At 63.0% G+C, this 14,631-nt stretch carries 15 protein-coding genes; 5 read left to right on the top strand and 10 right to left on the bottom strand.

Translation table 11 applies throughout. The features are described 5' to 3' along the window. The first annotated feature begins 51 nt into the window (after nt 1–51). Nucleotides 52–687 (top strand): DUF924 family protein, encoded by a 636-nt coding sequence (locus FKV68_RS11845; protein WP_180938037.1) that lies wholly within the window; start codon nt 52–54, stop codon nt 685–687. Nucleotides 688–694: 7 nt separating this feature from the next. On the opposite strand, the gene FKV68_RS11840 is transcribed toward FKV68_RS11845, so the two are convergent. Further along, entirely contained in the window at nt 695–1,660 is a 966-nt protein-coding gene (locus tag FKV68_RS11840) for a magnesium and cobalt transport protein CorA (RefSeq protein ID WP_180938036.1), read from the bottom strand. A 345-nt stretch (nt 1,661–2,005) separates the two neighbouring features. Here FKV68_RS11840 and FKV68_RS11835 point away from each other — a divergent pair, with 345 nt between their 5' ends. Both FKV68_RS11835 and FKV68_RS11830 read left to right on the top strand, forming a co-directional pair. Next, nucleotides 2,006–4,258 (top strand): adenylate/guanylate cyclase domain-containing protein, encoded by a 2,253-nt coding sequence (locus tag FKV68_RS11835; protein ID WP_180938035.1) that lies wholly within the window; start codon nt 2,006–2,008, stop codon nt 4,256–4,258. Nucleotides 4,259–4,478: 220 nt separating this feature from the next. After that, the gene (locus FKV68_RS11830) at nt 4,479–4,952 is read left to right on the top strand and encodes a GFA family protein (protein ID WP_342454788.1); all 474 of its coding nucleotides are present in this window, start codon (nt 4,479–4,481) and stop codon (nt 4,950–4,952) included. A gap of 78 nt (nt 4,953–5,030) precedes the next feature. Here the strand turns inward: FKV68_RS11830 and FKV68_RS11825 are convergent, their stop codons facing one another. The 4 genes from FKV68_RS11825 to FKV68_RS11810 all read right to left on the bottom strand — a co-directional run bounded on the left by FKV68_RS11825 (nt 5,031) and on the right by FKV68_RS11810 (nt 8,599). Then, nucleotides 5,031–6,761: a Na/Pi cotransporter family protein gene (locus FKV68_RS11825; protein WP_180938033.1), complete on the bottom strand. Its 1,731-nt coding sequence runs from the start codon at nt 6,759–6,761 to the stop codon at nt 5,031–5,033. 271 nt (nt 6,762–7,032) lie between these two features. Further along, complete coding sequence (locus FKV68_RS11820) at nt 7,033–7,245, bottom strand: hypothetical protein (protein WP_180938032.1); 213 nt, start codon at nt 7,243–7,245, stop codon at nt 7,033–7,035. A gap of 113 nt (nt 7,246–7,358) precedes the next feature. Further along, complete coding sequence (locus FKV68_RS11815) at nt 7,359–7,895, bottom strand: OmpA family protein (protein WP_180938031.1); 537 nt, start codon at nt 7,893–7,895, stop codon at nt 7,359–7,361. A 29-nt stretch (nt 7,896–7,924) separates the two neighbouring features. Further along, nucleotides 7,925–8,599 (bottom strand): L,D-transpeptidase, encoded by a 675-nt coding sequence (locus FKV68_RS11810; RefSeq protein ID WP_180938030.1) that lies wholly within the window; start codon nt 8,597–8,599, stop codon nt 7,925–7,927. 259 nt (nt 8,600–8,858) lie between these two features. Here FKV68_RS11810 and FKV68_RS11805 point away from each other — a divergent pair, with 259 nt between their 5' ends. Then, nucleotides 8,859–10,589, top strand: coding sequence for an adenylate/guanylate cyclase domain-containing protein (locus FKV68_RS11805; RefSeq protein WP_180938029.1), 1,731 nt, complete (start codon nt 8,859–8,861; stop codon nt 10,587–10,589). Nucleotides 10,590–10,634: 45 nt separating this feature from the next. Here FKV68_RS11805 and FKV68_RS11800 read toward each other — a convergent pair whose 3' ends face one another. Beyond that, nucleotides 10,635–10,814 carry a hypothetical protein gene (locus FKV68_RS11800; RefSeq protein WP_180938028.1) on the bottom strand — a complete coding sequence of 60 codons (180 nt, stop codon included), beginning with the start codon at nt 10,812–10,814 and terminating at the stop codon, nt 10,635–10,637. A 435-nt stretch (nt 10,815–11,249) separates the two neighbouring features. Further along, on the bottom strand, nt 11,250–11,399 hold the full coding sequence (locus FKV68_RS11795) for a hypothetical protein (RefSeq protein ID WP_180938027.1): 150 nt from the start codon (nt 11,397–11,399) through the stop codon (nt 11,250–11,252). A 138-nt stretch (nt 11,400–11,537) separates the two neighbouring features. On the opposite strand from FKV68_RS11795, the gene FKV68_RS11790 reads away from it, so the two are divergent. Then, complete coding sequence (locus FKV68_RS11790; protein ID WP_180938026.1) at nt 11,538–11,798, top strand: hypothetical protein; 261 nt, start codon at nt 11,538–11,540, stop codon at nt 11,796–11,798. A 449-nt stretch (nt 11,799–12,247) separates the two neighbouring features. On the opposite strand, the gene FKV68_RS11785 is transcribed toward FKV68_RS11790, so the two are convergent. The 3 genes from FKV68_RS11785 to FKV68_RS11775 all read right to left on the bottom strand — a co-directional run bounded on the left by FKV68_RS11785 (nt 12,248) and on the right by FKV68_RS11775 (nt 14,589). Then, the gene (locus FKV68_RS11785) at nt 12,248–12,445 is read right to left on the bottom strand and encodes a hypothetical protein (protein ID WP_180938025.1); all 198 of its coding nucleotides are present in this window, start codon (nt 12,443–12,445) and stop codon (nt 12,248–12,250) included. A gap of 1,239 nt (nt 12,446–13,684) precedes the next feature. Then, nucleotides 13,685–14,101 (bottom strand): hypothetical protein, encoded by a 417-nt coding sequence (locus FKV68_RS11780; protein WP_180938024.1) that lies wholly within the window; start codon nt 14,099–14,101, stop codon nt 13,685–13,687. Nucleotides 14,102–14,103: 2 nt separating this feature from the next. After that, nucleotides 14,104–14,589, bottom strand: coding sequence for a hypothetical protein (locus FKV68_RS11775; protein ID WP_180938023.1), 486 nt, complete (start codon nt 14,587–14,589; stop codon nt 14,104–14,106). Nucleotides 14,590–14,631 lie beyond the last annotated feature (42 nt).

The following is a 14,631-nucleotide window of genomic DNA, read 5'->3' as shown; positions in this document are numbered from 1 at the left end:
CCCTTGACGGCAACCTGCAGGCGGCCGAAATTCGGCCCCGGGGGTTTCGCGATGAACACGATCGTCGACTGGAACAGCATTCTGGAATTCTGGTTTCCCGAGGGAACGAACCTCGATGTGGATGCGGGCATCCACCGCGACTGGTGGCTGTGGCGGATGCGTGGCGGCGCGGACGCGGAAATCATCGCTCGCTTCACGGAGATCACAGAACGGGCAATCCGCGGCGAATTCGACCACTGGGCGAACGATCCGCATGGCCGGCTAGCGCTGATCGTCGTGCACGACCAGTTCCCGCGCTCGCTGTGGCGGGACTCGCCGCGCGCCTTTGCCCAGGACGAAAAGGCGCTGGCGCTGGCGCTCGAAGGCCACGGCAACGGCCACTACGAGGCCTTGGAAACACCGTGGTACAGGACGTTCTACAACCTGCCGTTCGGCCATTGCGAAGGTCCGGACCATCTGGACCGGCTCGACCGGGTAATCGCGCTGGCCGAGGACATTCTCGCCAAGGCCCCGGCGCATCTGCGGGCGGGCTACGCGTTTGCCGCGGAACAGCCCGTGGAGGTGCGCAAGGTGATCGCCGCCTTCGGCCGCCACCCGCACCGCAACGCCGTCCTTGGCAGAACCTCAACCCCCGACGAAGAGGCCTACCTGAAGGAAGGCCGGTTTCCGCACCTGCGCCCGTTCTGAGGCGGGATCAGAGCCAGCCGGCTTTCCTGAAGCGGACGAACAGGAGAACACACAAGACGGCGATCGTCGCGAGCACGGCAAAATAGCCGTAACGCGTATCCAGTTCCGGCATGTTCCTGAAGTTCATCCCGTAGATTCCTGCGATGGCCGTCGGGACGGCGAGGATCGCGGCCCAGGCGGCCAATTGGCGCGTGATCGTGCCCTGCCGCTGCTGCTCGAGGAGGTTACTCGCCTCGAACACCGAGGTGATGACTTCGCGCAGGCCGTTGACCATGACCTCGGTACGCCTGACGTGGTCGAGCACATCGCGGAAATACGGCTTGGCGTGGTCGTCGATGCACGGCAGATCCAGGTTCGTCAGCTTGCTGGCCACCTCCGACATCGGGCCGAGAATGCGCTGAAACAGAATGACCTGGCGACGCATGCGGAAAATGCGGCGGATTTCGTCGCGTTCGAGAAATGCCACCAGCATGTGCTTTTCCATGGCGAGGACTTTATCCTCGATTGTCTGCACGACCGGGAGATAGCCATCGACGATGAAGTCGATGATCGCGTGCAGCACGTAGTCCGTTCCCTTCTGCAGCAGTTTCGGCGAGGCCTCCAGTTGCGAGCGAAGCTCGGTATGCGCACGCGCAGAGCCCTGCCGGACGGAGATGATGTGGTTTCGCCCGACGAACACCGCCGTCTGGCCGTAGACGATCTTGTCGCCTTCGATGTGCGCGGTCTTGGCAATTATGAACAGTTGCTCGCCGTAGATCTCGACCTTGGGGATCTGGTGCGGGCTGAGCGCATCCTCGACTGCAAGGTGGTGGAGTGCGAAGGCATTCTCGAGCGTAGCCATCTCCTCGGCGGTCGGAGCGTATAATCCGATCCAGACGAACTCGTTTTCCTCGAAGGACGTCGGCGTGGCGGAGAGCGGCAGTTCCTCCGCGCGCTTTCCGTCCCTGTACACGAACGAGGCGACGACAGTCATTAAATTTCCTTCTTTGCCGTTCGGGTCAGCATGGTCACGGTATTACGGCGCCGCGTCTTCTCAGACGCGCAACGACCGACAATTCCAACGCGGTGTGCGGGTCAGGCTCACGTCGACGACCGTTTTCCCCACGAGTACCGGCAACCGCGGGCCTAACATGAACGGCGGTCGCATGCACCGGTTCCATGAATATGCCTTGCGGCGATCTCGACTTTTCGCAAACGGGCACGTGCGCCGCGAGCGAGTTCTTATTTTAGGAATGATACATATTGCGATAGAGTGCGTGTTTCGGACTTACGAAATCGCGTTAGCTTGAACTAGGAGCTTCTTCCGTTTGGAAGGCCAATGGAGCGTAGGCTTGCCGCCGTCATGATTGCGGACGTCGTCGGCTATGGACTGCTCAGTCAGGCCGACGAGGAAGGTACCCGCGTGCGCTTCCAGGCCGATCTGCACGACCTGTTCGAGCCGGCGATTGCCGCCCATCGCGGGCGGTTGATCAAGACGATGGGCGACGGGCTGCTCATCGAATTCCACAGTGTCGTCGAGGCGGTCCGCTGCGCGATGGAGGTGCAGCGGGCGAAGTCGGAGGGGAGCGACGTCGACGGCTGCCGGCTGCAATTCCGCATCGGCATCAATCTCGGCGACGTGATCGTCGAGGGGGACGACATCCATGGCGATGGTGTCATCATCGCCGAGCGGCTGCAGACCCTCGCCGAACCCGGTGGAATTCTGATCTCCGGCACGGCCTACGATCAGGTCGAAAAGCACGTCGACGCTTGTTTCGTCTTTCTCGGCGAGCAGCGGCTGAAGCATATCGAAAGGCCGGTGCGGGCCTACCGCCTCCTGCCGGCCGAAGCGCGCGACGGCAGCGTGACCGCCGCCGGACGTCGCGCAAGACTTCGGGAAGTGCTCTCCGCGTCTGCCGTGGCGCTCGGCATCGCTGCCGGCGTTGTCTGGTGGCAGCCCTGGTGGTGGCAGCCTTGGGGTGCGACGACCGAGCCGGCTTCGATCGCCCAAGCGGCGCTGACCCTGCCGGACAAGCCCTCGATCGCCGTGCTTCCGTTTGACAATGTGAGCGACGATCCCAAGCAGGAGTATTTCGCCGACGGCATGACCGACGCGCTTGTCACCGAGCTCGCGCAGATATCCGGTCTGTTCGTCATCGCACGCAATTCGACCTTCACCTACAAGGGCAAGGCCACGACGGCCGGGCAGGTGTCGAAGGAACTCGGTGTCAGATATATCCTGGAAGGCAGCGTGCAGCGGGCAGGGGAGCAACTGCGCATCAATGCCCAGCTCATCGACTCGCAAAGCGGCGGCCACGCCTGGGCCGGAAAATTCGACGGGACGCTCGCCGATGTCTTTGCATTGCAGGACGAGGTGACCGGCGGCATTGCCGATGCCCTGGCGCTTCGGTTGCAGCCTGACGAGGAAGTGGCCGTTGGTCGCCAGGAAACGACGGTCCCGGCGGCATTTGACGCGTTCCTGCGCGGCTGGGAGCACTACCGGCGCATGACGCCCGAGGATTCCGTCAAGGCCGTGCCCTATTTCGAAGAGGCGATTGCGCTCGATCCAACCTATGGACGGGCCAGTGCGGCAGCGGCGATGGTCTACGCGCGCCTTTACGCCTGGCGTTGGCATTACTACCTGGGCATCTCGCGATTTGAAGCGAGAGCCAAGGCATCGAAGTATCTCCGCACCGCCCAGGGGAACAAGACGGCGCTGGCGCACCAGGTGGCCGGGCTCCTGTCCGAAGCCGACTGGCAGCACGAGCAGGCGCTGGTCGAACTCAAGGAAGCCATAGCGCTCGCCCCCGGAGACTCCTGGAGCTACGCGATGATGGCGCTCACGCTTACGTCCGCGGGGAGGGCTGATGAGGCCATGCCCCATATCCGCACCGCGATCAGGCTCGATCCTCACTATCCGTCGTTCTTCATGTTCGTCCTCGGCCTGACCGAGTTCAGCCTGCAGAATTACGAAGCGGCAGCCGAGGCTGCGGAGAAGAGCACGAAGCTCAATTCCGAGGATGAGAGCTCCTGGCTTCTGCTTGCGGCCGCCTCCGGACAGCTTGGCCGCCGCGCGGAAGCCGAGGCTGCCGTCGCCCGCTTCGATGCGTTGAGCGTCAGACGCGGCGGCATCGTCGCCACCATCTCAACCTGCCCGCCGCTCGACCTTTCGAAGCACGAGGACAGGGAACGGCTCCTGCAGGGGCTGCGGCTCGCCGGCGTGCCGGAGAACATGCGGAGCAGCGAATTCAGCAGCAAGAACAAGCTGACAGCCGACGAGGTGCGTTCGCTGTTTCTTGGACATCGGCTGCGCGGACGCGTGCAGGACTATGGCGAGGCGCACGAGGCAGCCATTTCGACTGAGGGCAAGGGCCTGCTCTCGGGAGGGTGGGCCTCCATCGGTGGTGGGCGCATGGCCGACGTCGAGATGCGATTTGAGGGGGACGACGTTTGTTTTCTGTGGCGCAAGACCGCGAACCTCTGCGGCATGGTGCTGCGGAACCCCGGCGGGCTCAACGCCAAGGAGAACGAGTTCGTCTGGTACCACGGGGACATGGCCTTCACCTTCTCGCAGGTTCGCCCGAACCCTTGAGTTCGGTCCGCGAGCAGCCATGTCCGGGTGCAAGCGCGGCCTAATGCAAGTTCCTTAAACTGTCGTCGTTCTGCAGGGCGTTAGGCTGATCTTAGGCCCCAATCGTTAAGACCTCTTCGGCATAGATGTCCTGCGGCAATCCATAGCCGCATTGCGTGCGCGACCAGGTTCGCGACAGGCACGACGTTGTTGCAGGTATTTCCACCAGTATGGGAGTGCGGTGTTGGACAGAATAGAAGGAGGGTGCCGCTGCGGCTCAGTGCGGTGGCGCATCTCGTGCGAGCGTCTTCCCCGGACCTACGCGTGTCATTGCCTGGATTGCCAGACCTGGAGCGGCAGTGCCTTCAGCCAGCAGGCTATCGTGGCGCGACAGCGTTTCGAATGCATGGGTCAGGTCGGCCGGTTCGATCTGCCGAGTGCTGACGGAGAGAGGATCTCCAACCAGTTCGCCTGCCCGGTGTGCTTCACGCGGCTCTACAATACCAACAGCGGACGGCCGGGGCTGGTTATCGTCAGAGCCGGAACTTTTGACGCAAGTCATCAGCTCGAAGTCGTCGCTCACATATGGACGAAACGGAAGCAGCCGTGGCTGACGCTCGATGAGCGATGCCCTGCCTGGCCGGAGGGTGCGCCGCAGACGGACTTGTACCGATTGATCGACGTTCAGCCGGTTGTTGACCCGCCGCGAGCGTGACCCAAGACGCAATCTGTTGCGTGGAAGTCGGATCTTCGGCGACCCCGGGTTCCTTTCGCGCCGGATCAGCCGGCGACCTCAGCTGGCTGCGCCCTCGTGGCTTCCGGCCGCGGCGCTCTCCGGTTCGGACGCCGGGGCCGAAGTGTCATCCGCGTTGTCAGGCGTGCCGCGGCCGAGGAGATGCGCCGCCGAACGCCAGGCATGGTTCACAATCCGGTCGAGCCGTCTGGCGGCGTCGATCCTCGTCAGGGCCTCCGCGGCGGTCAACTTTCCCGGCGCGACGGAGGCGAGGGTCGCGGCGCGATAATCCCGCTGAAGCGCGTCAAGCTTGCTCGCTGCATCCTCCACCTCGGCCAGCGCCGCGGCGACTTCCGGCGAGACGTTCCAGCCGATGGGTGGGGCCTGCGCGCTGAGGGCGCTTTCGGAGGTTATCGAGCCGCCGACCAGCTGCGCCGCACGCATGGCCTTCGTACAAAGCTGGGCGGCGCGGAAGTCATGGAGGGCTCCGGCTGGCTGCGCTGTCAGGCTGCCGTCGGCCAGCACTTCCACGAGGCGCGAGGCGTGATCGAGCGCGTGCAGCGTGCTCGTCAGGCGGTGCCGCTCGGCCTCCGTTTCGGGCGGCTCCTGCAATTCGGACAGGAAGTCGCGCACCTCCTCGAGTGCGGCGGCGGCCGCTGCAGTGCCTTGTACCGTGGGGCGAGCCCCGCCCGAAAGCGCCGCGGAGACCGAGGCGGCTGTTGTCGTGAGGACGTCGGCCACGACGCGGCGGGCGGTCTCGACCGCGACCACCGGACTTGCAAGCGCGCTGGGATCGAGTGCGCGCTGGAGCGCCGTCTGCCTGGAGGGCAGGAGGCGCTCCACGACGCGGGTGAACGATTGCGTGGCCGGCAGGAGCACCGCCACCCCGACGACGTTATAGGCTGTGTGGTAGGCGGCAAGGAGCGTCATCCCGTCGACCGACGCGAGTGCGGCCTTCATCAGGGCCGCCGTGAGCGGAAAGGCGATGACGGCGATGATCGCCGCTATGACCTTGAACAGCACATAGGCAAGCGCGAGGCGCTTGGCCGTCGCGCTGGCACCGATGGCCGCCAATGCCGAGCTCGTCGCTGTCCCGATATTCTGCCCGATGATCAGCGCCGCGCCCTGTTCCAGGCCGACCGCCCCGGCGTAATAAGCGGAAATGGTGACGGCAATGGCGGCGGTCGACGACTGCATGACCGCGGTCATTGCCAGGCCGACGATGATCAGCGTCATGAGGCCAACCGACCCCGCGGCCCATCCGACCCCCGGCATGCCGAGGACGGCGGGGAGGTCAGACGGATGCAGGGTTTCGGCAAGGCCCCCCATGCCCTGCTGGAGGGTCGTCAGCCCGTAGAGCACCAGCGCAAAGCCTGCGAGCGCGCCTCCCGACGCGGCAATCCGCCCGCGGCCGAGCAACTTGGCCAGCGCGCCGGCGAAGATCATCGGCAGCGCGTAGGCGGAAAGCGAGACGCGCACACCGATCAGCGCCACGAGCCAGCCGGTTCCTGTCGTGCCGACATTGGCGCCGAACACGAGGCCGAGCCCCTGCGGAAAGGTCATGAGCCCGGCGCTGACGAGGCCGATCGTCGTCATCGTCACGGCACTCGAGGACTGCACCAGCAGCGTGACGACGGCGCCCCAGAGGGCACCCGAGAGCGGCGTCGCCGCCGCCTTGCCGAGAACGGTGCGCAGTGCGGATCCCGCCAGCGCCTTCAGGCCGTCGGTCATGACGGTCATCCCGAGCAGGAACAGCCCGATGCCGCCGAGAATGGCAATTGCTGTCGACATGCACGCCTCGTCCCGCCTGGCGTTCGGCCGTTGGCACGTCGGAGTCATAGCACCAGCCGACCCGATGCGGATAGCCTCCCTCTGCGCCGAGGTTGCGTCACGTCCGATTGCACCCCTGCGTCGGAACCTGCCCGTCGTCAGGGCCTCGGCAGCGGTGTCCGTAGCTCGCGCACCGCCTGCCTAAGCAGCACGGCCTCCGCCCACCTGTCCGCCGGGTCGTTGCCGTCTCTCGCCGGGTGATCGCTTACAGCGGCGCAAGCTTGGCTGAAGTTTAAGTCATTACTTGCAAAAGAAGCGACGGTGAACTGAGGAAGCCGCCAGCTATCAGGCCAACGAATCCAAGAGCCAGCGCTCCGACAAGCCCATGGTTCTCCCAGCCGATGTAGGCTCCCCCGGCGGTCGCTGTTGTAATGAGCGACACTGTCCACGCTATCTTGACCAGCGAGACCACGCGACGAACAGGTGTTGGTTTTTCGTCCGTCATGATAGAGTTCAACTTCCTCAGGCGCGCGGACAGGCGGCTTGCGGGGCAGGAAGATGCGAAAGCCGCCGTCTTGACGGGAGCCAAGGCAGAGCCAGCCGCAAGGCATCCTGCGATCAGAGGGCGTCGCGCTCGGTGCGTAGGTTGGAGACGACGCGCCGGTTCTGCACCTTGCAGGAGCGGTCCGTGCAGTCACGCACCTCGCGGTCGTTGCCGTAACCCTTGGCCCACATGCGGTTGGGATCCACGCCCTTCGAGACGAGATAGGCCATCGCCGCGTCGGCGCGTTTCTGCGACAGCGTTGTCATATTTGACGCGGACCCGGAATCGTCGGCAAATCCCTGCAGCTTGACCAGCCAACGAGGGTTCTCGTTGAGCCAGATGGCCTGCTTGTCGAGCGTTGCCATGGCGACGGAGTCGAGTGCGGCCGAGTCCAGCGTGAAGTATGTCCGTCGGCCGGCATTCAGGATGAAGTCCTCTTCGCTGCCGGCGGCGACATTCTCGAAACCGGGCGCCGGATCGTTGGTTTGTCCGGTCATCGCTACCGCGGCCGGCTCTTCCAGCGCGGCGATTTCAGTGGTGGCGCAGGCAGCGAGCGTCAGGAGCATGGCCGCGGCGGCAAGCGGCCTCGTATATCCGGTCAAAGCAGACATCAGGGTGGCATTCCTCATTCGACCAGGCCTCATTCGACCGGAGTTGCTTGGCTGAGTTCAGCAGCACTTTCGGCCTGGTCGGCAATGTGCGGCAGGACTTGCACCGCGGTGCCGATGGGGCAACGCTGATAAAGATCGATTGCATCTTCGTTGAACATGCGGATGCAACCGCTGGAGGCATCCCTGCCGATGCTGCCCGGCTCCAGCGTACCGTGCAGGCGATAGCCGGTATCGACACCATCGCGAAGCAGGTACATGGCGCGCGGGCCAAGCGGGTTCTTTGGCGAACCGCCCTCGACCGATTCAGGCAGTTCGGGGTGGCGCTCACGCATCTCCGGCGGCGGCGTCCAGCGTGGCCAGAGCGATTTCCGGTCGATCGTGGCGCGGCCATACCATTTGAAGCCCTCGCGGCCGACGCCGACGCCGTAGCGGATGGCAGTCTTGTTCTCCATGATCAGGTAGAGAAAATGGTGCCTGGTATCGACAACGACGGTGCCAATCGGCTCGCTGCTGAAATATTTGACGACCTGGCGGCGCCACTTCTTGTCGATCTTGGCAAAGTTGGTGCTTCGGAAGGTCACGCCGTTGTCGACGGCGTTGCCGGAAAAATAGGAAGACGCCGCTGCGAATGTGGGTCTCTGGACTGCCACGGTGCCGAGCGAGGCCAAACCACCAAGCACAATATCCCTGCGCGTCCACCCCATCGGCAATATCCCCCGAAAAGCCAAGTAGCGAAGCGGCAGTAAATCAGATTTTTCATTTGCCACAACATAAAACTTCTCGGCATTCGCAAGTAGAACGGTGTTTTGCTCTCTCTCTCGGGGATCCGCTGCGCTCTCCCGCTCGATACTCGGGCCGGTCTATAGACGGCAAGCACAAGCCGCCGCCGTCCCATTCGCCTGATAGACATTTCGCGGGGACGTCCTACAATTCGGGGCACTGCGTTCTGCGAAGGCGTTTGCAATGGCTGAAGAACGCGCCCAACGGCGTCTTGCCGCGATAATGGCCGCCGACGTGGTCGGTTACAGCCGCCTCGTCGAACTCGACGAGAGCGGTACGCTCGCGACGTTGAAGGAACGCCGCAAGCAGATCCTGGAGCCACTTGTCCGCGAGAACAACGGCCGCGTCGTCAAGACCATGGGCGACGGTGTGCTGGTCGAGTTCGCGAGCGCAGTGAACGCCGTAACCTGTGCAATCGAATTCCAGCGGCGGATGCAGGCGGCAAACGAGGGGCTGGCCGACGACCGGCAAATTCTTCTGAGAATCGGTATCAACCTTGGCGACGTCGTCGTCGAAGGCGGCGATCTCTACGGTGATGGCGTCATCGTCGCCGCGCGGCTCGAGGCGATGGCCGGTCCGGGTGAGATCTTCGTTTCGAGCAGCATCTACGACCAGGTCCGCCGGCGGCTCTACTGCGAATTCGACGAGCTTGGCCCGCACGCCATCAAGAATGTGGTCGAGCCGGTTTCTGTCTACCGGATCGAGCCTTCGGGCTGGGGGCAGCATGGCGCCGCCAAGGCACCGTTGCCGCTGCCGACCAAGCCGTCCATTGCCGTCCTGCCGTTCGCGAACATGAGCAACGACCCGGAACAGGAGGTTTTTGTCGACGGTTTGACCGAAGACCTGATCACCGACCTCTCCAGGGCCAGCGGGCTGTTCGTCATCGCCAGCAATTCCGTCTTCGCCTACAAGGGCAGGCCCACGGATGTGCGCCGTATCGCCCGCGAGCTTGGCGTTCGCTACGTCCTGGAAGGCAGCGCCCGCCGCGCCGCCGGACGCGTTCGCATCAATGCCCAGCTGATCGACGCCATGCAGGGAGACCACCTGTGGGCGGAACGATTCGACCGTAGCCTGGAGGACATTTTCGCCGTCCAGGACGAAGTGACGAGCAAGATCGTCGAGGCGCTGGTCGGGCGATTGACGACCGCGCCGGCGCGAAACAGGCCGACGGACATGGCGGCCTACGACCTCTGTGTCCGGGCGCGTTCGCTCGGTCTGCATACAGCCGGCAGCGCGAGGGAGGCGATCTTCCTGCTGCAGCGGGTAATCGCACGCGATCCGGACTATGCCGAGGCACATCGGCTGCTGGCGCTGAACCTGTGGCTGAGCTGGGAGTTCTGGGATCAGCCAATCGACCCCAACCGGCCGCGAGCGGTGGCGGAAGCACAAAAGGCGGTCGAGCTCGACCCCAATGACGCCGGCAACCGCTGGGTGCTCGGCATCATTCTCGGGCATGAGCGGCGCTGGGAGGAGTCGGACGCGGAGTTCGACCTCGCCCTGAGGCTCGATCCGAACCACGCCGACGCCTGGGCGATGCGGTCGGATCTGATTGTCTTGGCCGGCCGACCCGGCGATGCCATCGAGCACGTCCGAAAGGCGCTCCGGCTCAATCCTCACCCGCCGGGCTGGTATTACTGGATGCTGGGGCAGGCCCAGTATGCGAGCCGCGATTACGAGGCGGCGGTCCAGACACTGCGTCGGCCGGAAACCTACCGCGCGACCTCGCGCCGCCTGCTCGCGGCAAGCCTGGCGCGGCTCGGACGCCTGGATGATGCGCGGACTGAAGCGCAGCTGTTCATGATGAACAACCCGAACTTCACGATACGGCAGTGGGCCGAATCGCAACCGTTCCGCGACGAAGAGCTCAGGCGGTATTTTGTCGACGGTTATCGACTGGCGGGTCTGCCGGAGTGAGGGCGGAGGGGAGCCTTGCTCCGATTTAAGGAAACATGCAGCGGGTCAGTGGCGCTGCTCGAGGATCTTCTTCGCCGCATGCGCTGCGGCCTGCGCCTGGAGCTCTGAGGCAAACTGCCCCTCGGCGGGATAGGTCACGCCACGGAAGGTAAGCACGAAGGCCCAGCGGCCGTTCAATCGCTTCTCGACCTTGATGGTGGCATCGGGCTTGTTCTCGGAGTTCAAAGCAGCGTCCTCGAAAGTTTCGTCGGGCAAGGCCCGTTCGGGCGTAACTTGCGCATTCGTGGGTGAAAGGCAAGACGGGAAGGGGCCGCGTGGCGCCCGTTCACGAATGTAGAACCGTCTTGCGCTGCCGGCCTGAAAGACTCTGGCGCACTGGTAGCGCAGATTTTCTCGCCTCGATTCTCCATTTTTTAAGAAGAAGCCGGCAAGTTACTGGACGATTCCCCAAGTCGAAGCTGGGTTGCGGAATCATGTGGCAATTCAAAGCGTTACGGCGGCCCTCCTGCGTCATGAGACGCGCGGCGCTGTAAGGCGGTTCGGAGCACATGATGGGCTACGATTGGACCGGCGAGAGAACGCGCCGAATGAAAATGTTGCGCGCCTGCGCCTATGCAGCGCTCTGCGGCGCCATTGCCGCCTTTATCGTCACGGCGGTTGTCAAATGACGATCGGCGGCAGGGTGTGTTTCAATGAAGCATCCGTTTGATTTCTCTTCTTCTTGGCCACGGCGCGTCTGTCGGCAATGAACACCTGCGACGCAGCGGGCGCAGTCGCCGTGCTTCTGGAACCTTCATCTGTCGCCGGCATTTAACATACTTCCTACAGCGCCGCGCGTGTTGTCGGACACGCAAATGGCGCTGTAGCACTTTGAATTGCTGCATGTTTTTTGGATCACCTGCGATTTAGGAACCATGCAGTGGCTCGTCCAAGAATGCGAGCGTTGGCATGGATATGCAGAAAGCGGGAATGACCAGGCTGCTCCTGGCGGCCCCCGAATTGAGGGACAGCCCCTGGATGATGCAGGATCTCGTTTTTCTGCATCTATGCGAGGTATACGAGCACGCCTGCTTGCGGCGCGATGCCCTGCGATGCGCTCCCGACAAGGACGATGAAACCTTGCTCCGGTTCGAGGAGGAGTGCAGAGCCCTGGAAGCTGCTGCGATCGCCTACATCCGCGAACAGCGGAAATTTTCCGGCATTATCTGAATGATGACGTCGATCAGGGCATCAACGTTGCGACCATGAACGCCGCAACGAGAGCGCACGCGGCAATCACCGCGATCCACTCGATCATTTTGGCACGCTGGGCAGGCACCATCACCAGTCCTCCGCGTTATTTCAGGCTGGAGGGAAACGTTCAGCGAGCGGAAAGGTTCATATCCTGGCCACCCGAGGACCCGATCACTGTTGCCAGCTCGCGGGGATGCGAGTTTGGCCATGCTGCCGGCCCGGATGCAGCCGGCCACGTTTGAGGAAATCATGCAGTGGAGCCGCCGGAAAGCCGCTGTGACGTTTCCGGTGACATCGCTGTGGATTCAGGGGATTGCTGCATGTTTCCTTACATCGGGTCCATTTCAAGGAAACATACAGCAATTGAAAGCACTACAGCGTCCCTTGCGCGTCTGATAAGACGCGCGGCGCCGTAGGTGTGACGCTTATTCCACCGAGTGCGCGGGACCGAAGCGATCCATGATGAACGAGGTCTGGACGGCGGGGCCCTGGAGGCGGTCGGTCTTTTCGAGTTTTACCGTTGGCATTTCGGCTGGCGCCGTGCGCTGCTGCCAGGAGGTCGTAAGAAACAGGCCAGCGCCGGCAAGAAATCCGATGGCAACATACATCCAGTGATTACGCATGACTGAAACTCCTTCTGTCGGAAGGCAAATGCGTGAGGGCTTGTCTGGTTCCCCGGTATCGGCCCGGGAGCCATGGGCTCGTCAAAGTGTAAAAAATATATGCCGCACCGTCATTTCTTGCTGTTTACAGTATAAATATTTGTCGGCCTGCCGGTTTTTCTAGCCTCGCTCACGTCTTTTTTACCGGCTGGTCAGGCAATGGTTTTCCTAGGCGTGTGCACGACGGCAAACCACCGGCCATAAGGCGCGATGATGTCTCGTCCCCGTCGTGCTGCTTGCGGAAATGCCACCAATCCAATCATGCCCAAGCCCCTTGAGCATCGACCTGGCTTGATTGAAGCAGAGGGCTCTGTCTTATGCAAGGAAATTATAATATACGTTTGTATAGCAAGGGTTTGAGCCAAATTTTCAGATTCGCATGGAAGTGATCGAGTGGGCGTGGGGGGCGCAAAAACGGCAAGTCTCCGCGCGCCGTAATATCCCTTGAGCCGTGGCGCACGGTCGCCCCACGCCAGCTACAACATCTGCGGCGAGGCGGAGTCGTTCACGCGCGGACGCGCCGTGGCTGGATCCCTGTGACGAGCACAGGGATGAGGGCGTCCGGGTCGGCCGCACAAAGAACATCAACGGCCGAATGTCCCTCGGATGGCCCGCTGTCGCTCGGCCGATGCCCTAGACTCACCATTCTTGTGCTCGTCACAGGGTGACGGGATTGATAGCACGCGCCGCCCGACTGGCTCGATGGTCCGCGTCTGGTGGCTGCAGGCGATGGACATCCGCCGCCAACCGCGAGCGCCTGAACGGATGCGGTGGCGGCGGGGGGCAAAAAATGCTGTCGCTAAATCGGCGATCGGAAGCTTTTCACTTTGCCGGCTCTTGCGCCGCGCAGGTGAGTTGGATTATTCCGTAAATCAAGGATAGGAATTTTGTCCTGATGCGGCGGCTGCTTCGGCAGCCGTTTCGATTCCCGAACTTATCAAACATCGTCAAACAACGAATTACGGCAGCCGCCGCGCGTCCCACGACGCGGCGCGGCGCCGTAGGCGGCCGGTGATGCGCCTTCGTGGAACAGCGACCTTGAGGCGTCCGAAAGGATGCTCGGCGCTGAGGCCATGGCAGCGTCACCGGCCGCCCCGCAGCCGCCCGGCTCGATCGCAAGGCGCAAGACGCTCGAACGACACTGACCAGAGGCGCAACGCGACGGCCGGGCGGGTGCGGAACGAAATCGGAATGCGGTCGCTATCGCAAATCCTCCAGCGCAATGAACAGCGTGCCGAATTCTACGCGGCCCTTGTCTGCGAGCTCGTCCGGAAGCCGGAAATAGAGTGTTTCGGCGTGCGGGGATCCGCCGCCGACGAGAACTTCATCAGACCTGTCCGCGAAGACGCAGCAGGTGGCCGGATCGTCGGGCGCGGCGCGCACACTCAAGCGGTAGCTTTCGCCTGACAGGAAGAAGCGGATGCGGATATCGTGCTCGCCGACCTCGAGGGTGCAAAGATCGCCGGTGCCGCACCAGCCGGTCGCGTGTACGAAACTCTTGTCGTATTTCTGAATCCACGCCTTGACGAGGTAACGAGGATCGCCGGTCTGGTGCGAGGCGAGGGCAGAGGAGGCGGAGATAGCGGCGAGCAGCGCCATTGCGAGTGAGCCGGACATGTTCACCTTGCCTCTTGCAGCGTGTCTCGGGGCGATGCTCTGACGGGTGTCACCTGCCACCAGTCCGGCTCGGGCTTTTTCAGGTCTTCGACGAGGATGATGATTTTGCCGAATTCAACCGGATCCCCGCCGTCCGCCACATCCGCCGCGCTGTCGTAGAGGGTCTCGACATGAGGTCGTCCGGTCTTGACCATCGTCTCGGCGGTGCCGCCGGCGAACAGGCAGCAGCGCTCTCGTTCGGAAGGAGCGGTCTCGAAGCTTACGAAATATCGGGAATGCCCGATCTCGCGTAGCTTTACCGTGTGATCGCCGATCGTGAGCGAGCAGAAATAACTGGCGTCGCACCAGCCGGTCGTGTGTTCGAAGCGCTTGTCCACCTTCTGCAGCCAGGCCTTGACGAAATATTGTGGCTCGCCGCTCTGTCCGGCTGCGAAGGCTGAAACGGCCGGAGCGGCGGCGAGAAAGGTCGTGGCAATGAATTTCAGCATGGTGCCGGGGTGCTTTTCCTGGATCGCGACACGCTTGGCGTG

Source organism: Sinorhizobium mexicanum (genome assembly GCF_013488225.1).
Classification (GTDB): domain Bacteria; phylum Pseudomonadota; class Alphaproteobacteria; order Rhizobiales; family Rhizobiaceae; genus Sinorhizobium; species Sinorhizobium mexicanum.
Note: the sequence above shows the minus strand (reverse complement) of the source record. Positions and strands in the feature narration are given on the sequence as shown.